This is a genomic window from Pseudomonas sp. (genome assembly GCF_036404235.1).
GTDB lineage: Bacteria > Pseudomonadota > Gammaproteobacteria > Pseudomonadales > Pseudomonadaceae > Aquipseudomonas.
Window position 1 is genome coordinate 1 of sequence record NZ_DASWOT010000102.1, and the last position, 10,103, is coordinate 10,103.

The following is a 10,103-nucleotide window of genomic DNA, read 5'->3' on the forward strand; positions in this document are numbered from 1 at the left end:
ATGCGCGCGATGCCGTACGATTTAATGCCAGAGCCACGTTCATCCTCAATGACAAGGCCGACATGGAGCTTTACGCCCGTGCCGCATTCTTGAGGAAAGACATCAGCGAGCAAGCGCTGTCAGCCGTGTTGTCCTTGGTAAAACCTTCATTGGAACCGATGTTCGACGGCCTGCCGATAGCGCTTGAGTCCGTGACGCTACTGGGTTTCGAGATCCCGCGTGTCGTTCTGATAAAACCTCAGGCGACCTGGACGTTCACTCAGGTGCCGCTGGTTCTGTACATCCCACAGGACCCTATCCGGCCCTTCAAAGAGTTTGCGTCTTTACATGAAGTGGAAGACGAACTGCGTACCCGGCTGATGCAAAAGTCCTATCAGGCCTTCTTTGCACAGCTCATTGGTGAGCGAAACAGAGCGCAGTTCTTCAGTCTGTTGAACCGCCATCTTTTCCCGCTGATGCCAATCGACAGCAACTGGTTCACCACAGGACTCTGGCACCATGCGCCTGACTCGCGAGCAGATTTGCGTCTTGAGACTGATCCCATCGACACAAACCTGTTCAAGCGAATGCATGAACAGCAAATTGCCTTGATCAAAGACAACGCACGCTTCCTTGCGGTACCGACCGAAGACGAAGACGCAAAAAGCCGTCAGGAACGGTTGCAGGACTGGCTGTCCATCGGCATGAACATCCTCAATGTCGCGTCGTTTTTCGTGCCTGTACTGGGTCAGGCGATGATGGTTTACGTCGCTGCGGAATTGGTTGGCGAGGTGTATCACGGCCTTGAAGACATCAGCCACGGTGATTTTGAAGAGGGTTTTGACCACCTCGTGGACGTGGGCTTGAATATCGCTTTCATGGCTGCATTGCATCAGGCAGTTGGCAGCAGCCATATCCCCGAGCCTGCGCCGATCAAGGGCAATAAGTTTGTCGGACAGCTCATCCCCATCACCCTCAAAACCGGCGAGATTCGGCTGTGGAAGCCCAACCTTGAGCCTTTCAAGGTCAACGTCGAGATTGCGCCGGGCACGGTGTTGAACCCTGACGGTATTTTCCCTCGGGCGGGAAGAAACTACCTGACCCTCGATGAGGGGACTTTTGAGGTCGAGTACCGTGAAGACCTTGATAAATGGCAGATCAGACACCCCGACCCTCGCCACGGCTTTTCGCCTGATCTGGAGCACAACGGCGCGGGTGCTTTCCGTGTCGTCGGCGAGCAGCCGGAACAGTGGTCGAAAACCAAACTGTTCCGACGCTTGGGCCATTCGGTTTCTGGACTGTCAGACACGGCCGCTGAACAGATACTGGCCGTCACCGCCACGGATGAGGTAGCACTGCGCCAGGTTCATGTGCAAAACGCTATCGAATCCGGACAATTGCGCGACACGATCACGCGTTTTCAGTTGGACGCGGCCCTTGAGTCGTTCGTTGAGCAACCGGGCAATACGCGTGCTGCTGAGTTCGAGCGTCGTTATTCCGCCAGCCAACGCTCGACAGACCCGGCAGTACAGTGCCTGCAACGTGATTTTCCAACGTTACCGACAGCCGTTGCCGATGAGCTGATTGCGACGTCCCAAGCGTCTGAGATCCAGCTCATGACGGAGACTCATCGTGTGCCCTTGCGTCTTGCCGAAGCCGCTGGCTGGCATATTCGACATACGCGACTGAACCGTGCGCTTGAAGGTTTTTACCTGACCTCAGTGGTCAATCCTGATACTGAAACCCTGAGCCTGAAACTGCTGGAGAAACTACCTGGCTGGTCTGATCAAGTGCGGCTTGAAGTTCGCCAAGGGTCGACCAAAGGCCCGCTGCTTGACGTCATCGGTAACCCGCAAGCCCCGCAAGTCAAGACACTGGTCAAGTCCACCGGCCAATATCAGGCGTTCGATACCCAAGGCAATGAGCTTAATGGCATACCCAAAGCTGGCAATAATCTATGCGATGCGATTCTGCATGCATTGCCGGACGCAGCACGCGCCTCCATCGGTATTGAGCATGTGGCGCAACATGCCGATTTGAATGCTGCGTTGGCAAGGCTGGCATCCCAGAATCGCCAACAGACATCGCTTATTCTCGGCCAAGGCCGCGCCAAGCTTACGTTCAACGTGCCACAGCGCCTGAAAAATGGCCGCGCCGGTTATGCCTTGAGTGGGCGCGGTCGGCTGCCAGGGCATGTTTTGGAAGATCATTTGCTGGACAAGGTCGGGCTGTTAGAGCTGCGAGACACGACGCCACCTGAGGTGCTTGGGCAAATGCGTGCAGAGGGTTGGACTAATGCCGACATCAATGCGCGGCTGGATGTGCTGCTCGATGAGTGTCAAGCGTTGCGCACGAGTCTGGGTCGCTGGGCGGAGTCTTCCGCCACACTGTTCAACCCCAGCGTGGAGAGGCTTGCCAGCAGAACGCGTATCGGCGAGGCAATTCTTGACCATTGGCAAGCGAGGAGTCTTCCCAATACGTCTGACACTGTGGCCTTAACTCTAGACTCAGTGGGACTTGCAGACTTTCCTGGTCAACTCCCCGACTTCTTCTATGAAAGCGTCCAACAGCTACGGCTTTCCAATACCACTCGTTACTTTGGCTCGCCCGACCCCTGGGTGCCCGATCAACAATGGAATCACGATCCGCTCGAAGAGTTTTTGCGCCGATTCACGCATGCGACTGTACTCGAAATGACCGACTCTGCTTCACCGAGGCATCTCTTTCCTGCCTTATTTGGTTCGCCGGAAATCATTTCCAGGCATATGCCGCAGTTAAGAGCCTTGAGCTTGATCGATCAGAACATGACGATCAGCGCATCCATGATGGATACGTTCAGTACGCTGCCCAATCTGGAGACCCTCGACCTCAGCGGCAACCGCGTCGCGATGGGGGCTACACCGCCAGGCTCGATAAGTCTGAACCTCCTAAGGCTCGGGCTGGAACGTGTCGGGCTGGATCACTGGCCTCAATGGCTAAACGATTTAGTGCCAGGTCACATTGGTGAGATTTCACTGGCCAATAACCAAATCGAGTACCTGCCCGATCTCATTCTGGTAAGCAATGCATCTTCATCTCATGCCACGTCCATTTCCTTAGAGGGCAATCGATTGTCCCTCGAAACCATGATCGAAATGAGCTTGCGTGCCGCCCGCAAGGGTTATCCATTCAGGTTCAACATGACAATACCGCCTGCACACCAGCCGCAGATTGACTTTCTATTGCGTGAGCAATCGCAGTTGGAGGGTGCGCTTCGTGATTGGGCTGAGGCAGGCGGTTCTGCCTCTGCTCCCAGTGAGGAAACGATCAACAGACGCCGGCGCCTAGGTGACTCATTGATGGATCACTGGCTCGGATCGGTCGTAAGGCGTCATGTACCGCCAGTGGTTCTGGAGAACATTGCGCTTTCTGAGTTTCCCCAGCTACTGCCTGACACGTTTTATCGAAACGTCTCAGCTCTGCAGTTGCGAAATGTCGTGGCTGACGGTCAACAATTGAACGATTTTTTAGCGCGTTTTTACAATCTAGAGTCATTGGCACTCATCGGGCCAAGCCTGGGGTTGAGCGCGCCGCCCCTGATACTGCAGCAACTGGAGAACCTGAAGGATTTGACCTTGAACGATCAGGGAATGGTGATCGATCAGGCGGCCTTGGAGTTCCTCAGTGGTCAGCGTCAGATTCAGCGGTTGGATCTGAGTAATAACACTCTGGGCGCGATCAACTACACGCCTGCCATGGACCGTTACTGGGAGTCTATGGACCTGGATAACGTCGGGATGACGCAGTGGCCTGAGTGGTTGAACCCCTTGTTGCCTGGCCGTATCAGCGGGCTGTCACTGGCCAACAATGGGCTGAGGGAGTTGCCGGATTATGTCCTGCGCAATCGAAGGTATAACCCTGATGATGGGCATACCGAGTTGGCGCTTGAGGGCAATCCCCTGACCCGCGACACGATGATTCTCGCTCATGTCGGAGATCGCGACCACCGACGATCCTTCAGTTTTTTCATGGATTTGCCTGACGATATTCTGGCAATGGGACATGAGCGGGCGGACTCCTCCCACTCGGAATCAGAAGGTTCCGAGGGTTCCAATTCGGATTCGGATTCGGATTCGGACTCGCACTCGGAGATGGACATTGGTCCGGTCGAAGAAGTACCGCCAACTGACCTGAGCTGGCTCGTCGGTACGACGGAGCAATTAGCGGCTCTGGACCGTATCCAGTCTTCAGGTGATGCGCCGATGCTGATGACATTGATCGGTCGGCTGCCGCAAACCTCCGATTACACAGCCGTTCGCACCGAGTTGATAAGCAAGGTTTGGCAGGTGTTGGAGATTGCAGATCGAGATTCAGGGCTGCGAGACCAGCTAAATGCAATGGCTGCGGACCCGATTGCGGGTCACACCTGTGGCGACGGCGTACGTCTGCAGTTCAATCAGCTGGAAGTTCAGGTGGTCACGCGCGAAACACTTGAAGGTATTCCCGAAGCCGACAGGGGCGCTGCATTGTATGAGCGAATGCGAGCCCTTTATCGTCTGAGCGAAGTCGATCGCCTTGCGGTCGCTAATAGTGTAAATCGGGACGAAGCTGAAGTTCGTCTGGCGTATCGTCTGGGTTTGGCTCAGCGATTGGGGCTTCCAAATCCGCCACGAGGAATGCTTTTTAGACGGTTGGCAGCGGTCAACGAGGATGAATTGTCGAGCGTCCAGCGGCAGGTGCTTGATAGTGAGCGCGGACCGGCGTTCCGGGAGAATGCGACGAACAGGGATATCTGGGTAGCGTGGCTGGAGGAGGCCTATCCCGAGGCGTTTGCTCAGATTGAGCAGACCTTAACGGCCGAAAGGGAGCGTCTGGAGGACGAATTTCCAGGGCTGGGCGATGCCTATAATGCGCGCGCGATGGCGATCCAGGAGGCGCATCAGGTACGCAGGAAAGCGTTATTGGATTTGCTGACGTATCAGGAGGGTTTGAAATACGGCGGCTGACTGTTTGAGTCGCCCCGGCCATTTTCAGCACTCGCCATACGACCACAAGCCTGCACCGCTGCGCTTGTGGTCGCACGCTTTGCGGTTACCCCTTTTGTGTCTGTTAGAATCGGCGCTCTCTCGCGTCCGTCGGTCGTCATGCCAGATATCACCCACCCTGACAGCAATGATGCCAGCAGTGCGCTGGCTGCCAACAAGCCGTGGTTCGTGTATCTGGTACGCGCGGCTAATGGCTCGTTGTATTGCGGCATCAGCGCTGATCCGCAACGTCGTTTCGCCACGCACCAAAGCGGCAAGGGCGCGCGTTTCTTTTATTCAAGCCCCGCCGTGGCGCTGGTCTATGTCGAAGCCTGTCGAGACAAACGCGAAGCGCTGCGTCAGGAACGCTTGATCAAAAAGCTTAAAAAGAGCGCCAAAGAAGCGCTGGCCGCCAGCACATGGGTGAGTGAGACGCTTATCCATGGGCGTGATGAAGGGCCATTAGGCTGATCGGGTAGGCCACCGAAGCAGACACGGTTAAGCTGCTGACCTCCACCTACGGACGGACTGAAGCATGTCAGAGTTGATCCTGCATCATTACTCAACGTCACTGTTCTGCGAAAAGGCACGGCTGATGTTTGGGTTCAAAGGACTTTCATGGCGGTCGGTGACCGTCCCACCGATCATGCCTAAACCGGATCTGACTGCCTTGACCGGTGGCTATCGTAAAACCCCCGTGTTGCAAGTCGGTGCCGATATCTACTGCGACACGGCACTCATCGCTCACCGTCTGGAGCGGCAAAAGTTTTCACCCACCTTCTATCCCGAAGGGCAGGAGTTCACCGTTGCCAGCTTCGCGGCATGGGCGGATTCGGTGATGTTTTTGCATAGTGTCAGCCTGGTGTTTCAGCCTGAGTCGATGGCAGTACGTTTCGCCAGGGTATCGCCCGAGGCAATGAAAGCGTTCGTGGCTGATCGCGCTGCGTTGTTCAGCGGTGGCAGTGCCGCTCGGGTACCACTGGAACTGGCCCGGCAGCAATGGCCGACTTTGATGTCCCGGATGGAAACCCAGTTGGAGCGCAATGGCGACTATCTGTTTGGAGCGCCTTCAATTGCCGATCTTTCGGCCATACATCCGCTGTGGTTTCTCAAGCAGACACCCGTGACAGCCAGTTTGGTTGATGACTATCCGGCCGTGGCGATCTGGTATAAGCGCGTGCTCGATTTCGGGCACGGCGCACACACTGAGATGACATCAGCCGATGCGCTTGAAGTGGCACGTAGCGCGACCCCCGCACCATTGCCGGATGAGGTTTTCAAAGACCCCAATGGTTTTGAGGCGGGCCAGCGGGTCATGATTTCTGCGGTTGATTACGGTGTCGACCCGGTCGAGGGCGAGCTTGTGTTTCGTGGGCGCGAAGTGCTGATACTGCGTCGCGAAGACGAGCGGGCGGGTACCGTGCATGTGCATTTCCCACGGTATGGGTTTCAGATCAAGCACTGTTGAGGCGTGTCTGGCAATTGGACTGCCGCAACCTCAGGCCAAGGATTGCGGCGACAATTGATGGTTATTGTGGAATGGCCTGATCCTGGGCAGCGTATGAAAACCTGGTGGCGGCTGGCGCCGTGAAGTTCAACCTGAGAATAGGCACGTTATAGCCGTTGGCATTTAGCTTGGTTTGAAAGGTGCGAGCATTATTCAATCCATCTGATTTGCTGACATCATAAAAAAACGCCGAAATATTCTCTTTCAGCATGGATCCATCATCGGTGACGGCCAGCATCATTTCATTCCAGATATAGCCGTTACTTTCAGAAAATGTAGCATATGAAGAAACCGCGTTTCTCCAGGCGGACTGACTATCGACATTCCAGGAGCACTGTACCTGCGTCCAAGGGAAAGGTATGAGGTGATCCAGATAAAACCTGTTCCAGGCTTCAAGGGTAGTAATACCCATCGCTTCGCATGATCCCCACGCGAAATGTTGATTGCGGTGTTTGGCTTGGGGTTGCGGCAGTAGTTCTGCAACCGAACCGGGCATGCCGCATCCGTTATGGTTTAGATTGCCGCCGGTTAGTCCATCGATTGGATATAAACAAATAAAGCCACTGTCGATTGCGGGCAGATTATGGGTGTTTCCTTCAACAGTATTGCGCAATATGAACCCGGCAGGGTGGAGCAACGACGTATTACCAACGTCCTGTCGCATCCATGAGTAGGAGGAGGCTCCCATACTGATCGCATTGGGGCTGTGAGACCAAGGCAAGTAGTTTCCGTCGTTGACGGTACGCAATAGTACTCCGCTGCAGTAGTAGTCCCCGCGCGGTTCATTTGTGTCAGTCTCTCGGCAATTGTTATTGATGGAGTTGTAGAGTGCATTGGTAGTTGCTAACACCTGCTCCGGCGTTTGCACTGGTATTTCTCTTCGCTCAGTGTGGGTTATTGCGGTTTGATTGACCTGGTCATATACGGTCGATTTAGGGGAGGTGCAAGCTGTCAAAGATAAAATTAAAAAAGCAGTAAAAATAATGTTGGCCTTCATGGTGTGAAACCTCTTTCCTTATATGTGCTCTACGGTTCCAACATGGCATTGGTCCTAGTTTTATATTTTGACGTGTCAGTGTGGATGACGGTCGTTCTGTTTAGTTAAGCAGTTTTGTTGCTATTGAAGGATTCGATATTAGATTCTTTCGAAGTAAGTGTTATTTCGAATTTTCTGGATAGCACGTCATTACGTTTAATCAGTTTTCGCGATAATACGCAACCCTGCTATCGACATTAGGCTCTATACGACATTATTGTCACAAACACCGCATGACACAGCCTCATGAGGACATCGCGAAAAACGTGTTGCGAGTTTTACGACGCGCGTAACGGTGCGAGTCCAGATGCTCGCCGACTACGTTCTCATTCATACCCAACGGGTGGAAACGTCCGGCAAAGGCGATATCGAAGGTATACGCACTCTGCTGGGCGGCGAATACACTCAGTACTTGGTCAAGCTTGGCGCGCAACATTAACGAGATACGTGGGGTGCTGGAGGATTGTAAAAAGGGGGGCTAGTGGGTTCATTTGAGCGCCGCGAGAATCTCATCCTCACTGAACCCCCTGATCAACGTGCCATTCACGTCAATCAACGGGATGCCGCGGCCACCCAGCGCTTCGTAGGCTTTGCGCCCCAGGGCTGACTTCTCGATGTCGAACTCGGTGTAGGGAATGCCTTTGCTGTCGAGAAAGCGTCGGGTCTGTTTGCAGTAGCCGCACCAGTCAGTGGCGTACAGCACGACCTTGGCGTTGGCCTGGGCCTGTAGCGACACCGCTGAGGACGGATGGACGAAGTTTTCGATCTTGCCCCAGTTCTGGTAAACCACAACCACCAGCATGATCAGCAGAAACTTCTTCAAGGTGGGTACGAGCATGCTCTGCTTTTCTCCTAAGAGTCAGCTTCAGAATCAACGGCGCTTGAGCTGATCAGTCAGTTGTGTCGGCAGCCCCTTGATAATCAGCGTACCGGCTTCTTCGTCGTATTCGATCTTGTCGCCCAGCAAATGCGCTTCGAAGCTGATCGACAAACCTTCCGCCCGGCCGGTAAAGCGACGGAACTGATTGAGGGTGCGTTTATCGGCGGGGATTTCCGGCGACAAGCCATAGTCCTTGTTGCGGATGTGATCGTAGAACGCGCGCGGGCGGTCTTCGTCAATTAGGCCGGACAGTTCTTCCAGGCCCATGGGCTCCCCCATCTTGCTCTGGCTGCTGGCGTAGTCTACAAGCGTCTTGGTTTTTTCGCGGGCCGAGTCTTCGGGTAGGTCTTCGCTCTCGACGAAATCGCTGAACGCCTTGAGCAGTGTGCGGGTTTCGCCTGGGCCGTCGACGCCTTCCTGACAACCGATGAAGTCCCGGAAATACTCGGAGACCTTCTTGCCGTTCTTGCCTTTGATGAACGAGATGTACTGCTTGGAGGCTTTGTTGTTCTGCCATTCGGAAATGTTGATCCGTGCGGCCAGATGCAATTGGCCCAGGTCCAGATGACGCGACGGCGTGACGTCCAGCGCCTCATTGACCGCAACGCCTTCGCTGTGATGCAGCAGGGCGATGGCCAGGTATTCAGTCATGCCCTGTTGGTAGTGAGCGAACAGCACGTGACCGCCGACTGACAGGTTGGACTCCTCCATCAGCTTTTGCAGATGCTCGACGGCGACCCTGCTAAAAGCGGTGAAGTCTTTACCTCCATCGAGGTATTCCTTCAGCCAGCCGCTGAAAGGGTGCGCGCCGGATTCGGCGTGGAACAAGCCCCAGGCTTTCCCCTGTTTGGCGTTGTAGCTTTCGTTGAGGTCCGCCAGCATGTTCTCGATGGCCTGGGACTCAGCGAGTTCGGAGTCGCGTGCGTGAAGAACTGCGGGCGTACCGTCGGGTTTCTTGTCGATCAGGTGAACGATGGCGTGACGGATCGGCATGGATTTCTCGGCTGCTGAAATAAAACTGAACGGGTGAGCGCAAGGCTCAGTTGCAAGGCGGCAAGTGTACCGCACCTGCCGCCCCGAACGCCCGAATCAAGCCCAAACAGTGGCTTTGAGGATTGTGAACGCATTTTTTGTGCTTCAGGCGTGATAAAGCTGACCAAATGGGTAGGTAGGGGCGGATATTTGTTTGGCTCTGTGCTAGTTTTGCCCGGTCTTGCGCACCGAAACGCGCTAAGCACGCAGTTTGTGGGCTCTTTGGGCGAACCAAAGGGCGAATTAGGCATCTACAGGTTCGCGCCTGTACGCACTCTGCAAACCATATGAATTTGATAGGGAAGGAACACCACCATGGCTCTGACTAAAGACCAATTGATCGCCGATATCGCAGAAGCTATCGACGCGCCTAAAACCACCGCGCGTAACGCTCTGGAGCAATTGGGCCAAATCGTCGCTGACCAACTGGAAAACGGTAGTGAAATCACTCTGCCAGGTATCGGCAAACTGAAAATCACCGAGCGTCCAGCTCGCACTGGCCGCAACCCTTCGACTGGCGCTGCCATCGAAATCGCTGCCAAGAAAGTGGTCAAGTTCGTTCCAGCTAAAGTGCTGAGCGACTCGATCAACAAGTAAGCGACAACGCTTGCTGTAAAAAACCGTGCAACGGAGTGATCCGGGCACGGTTTTTTTGTGGGTGGGATT

Annotated in this window: 8 protein-coding genes; 4 read left to right on the forward strand and 4 right to left on the reverse strand. The window is 54.7% G+C overall.

What is annotated here, in order from left to right:
• The first annotated feature begins 41 nt into the window (after positions 1–41).
• The 3 genes from VGC62_RS12715 (at position 42) to VGC62_RS12725 (ending at position 6,450) form a co-directional block, all read left to right on the forward strand.
• On the forward strand, positions 42–4,964 hold the full coding sequence (locus VGC62_RS12715; protein ID WP_331187440.1) for an NEL-type E3 ubiquitin ligase domain-containing protein: 4,923 nt from the start codon (positions 42–44) through the stop codon (positions 4,962–4,964).
• A 138-nt stretch (positions 4,965–5,102) separates the two neighbouring features.
• Positions 5,103–5,453 (forward strand): GIY-YIG nuclease family protein, encoded by a 351-nt coding sequence (locus tag VGC62_RS12720; protein ID WP_331187433.1) that lies wholly within the window; start codon positions 5,103–5,105, stop codon positions 5,451–5,453.
• Between the two features lie 64 nt (positions 5,454–5,517).
• Positions 5,518–6,450: a glutathione S-transferase family protein gene (locus VGC62_RS12725; RefSeq protein WP_331187434.1), complete on the forward strand. Its 933-nt coding sequence runs from the start codon at positions 5,518–5,520 to the stop codon at positions 6,448–6,450.
• 61 nt (positions 6,451–6,511) lie between these two features.
• Here the strand turns inward: VGC62_RS12725 and VGC62_RS12730 are convergent, their stop codons facing one another.
• From VGC62_RS12730 to yejK, 4 genes are all read right to left on the reverse strand, one after another.
• Positions 6,512–7,486: a hypothetical protein gene (locus VGC62_RS12730; RefSeq protein WP_331187435.1), complete on the reverse strand. Its 975-nt coding sequence runs from the start codon at positions 7,484–7,486 to the stop codon at positions 6,512–6,514.
• A gap of 283 nt (positions 7,487–7,769) precedes the next feature.
• Complete coding sequence (locus VGC62_RS12735) at positions 7,770–7,961, reverse strand: hypothetical protein (protein WP_331187436.1); 192 nt, start codon at positions 7,959–7,961, stop codon at positions 7,770–7,772.
• Between the two features lie 51 nt (positions 7,962–8,012).
• Positions 8,013–8,363 (reverse strand): glutaredoxin family protein, encoded by a 351-nt coding sequence (locus tag VGC62_RS12740; RefSeq protein WP_331187437.1) that lies wholly within the window; start codon positions 8,361–8,363, stop codon positions 8,013–8,015.
• 33 nt (positions 8,364–8,396) lie between these two features.
• Positions 8,397–9,398, reverse strand: coding sequence for a nucleoid-associated protein YejK (gene yejK, locus VGC62_RS12745; protein WP_331187438.1), 1,002 nt, complete (start codon positions 9,396–9,398; stop codon positions 8,397–8,399).
• A gap of 354 nt (positions 9,399–9,752) precedes the next feature.
• Between yejK and VGC62_RS12750 the strand changes: the two genes are divergently transcribed.
• Positions 9,753–10,034: an HU family DNA-binding protein gene (locus VGC62_RS12750; protein ID WP_331187439.1), complete on the forward strand. Its 282-nt coding sequence runs from the start codon at positions 9,753–9,755 to the stop codon at positions 10,032–10,034.
• Positions 10,035–10,103: the final 69 nt, after the last annotated feature.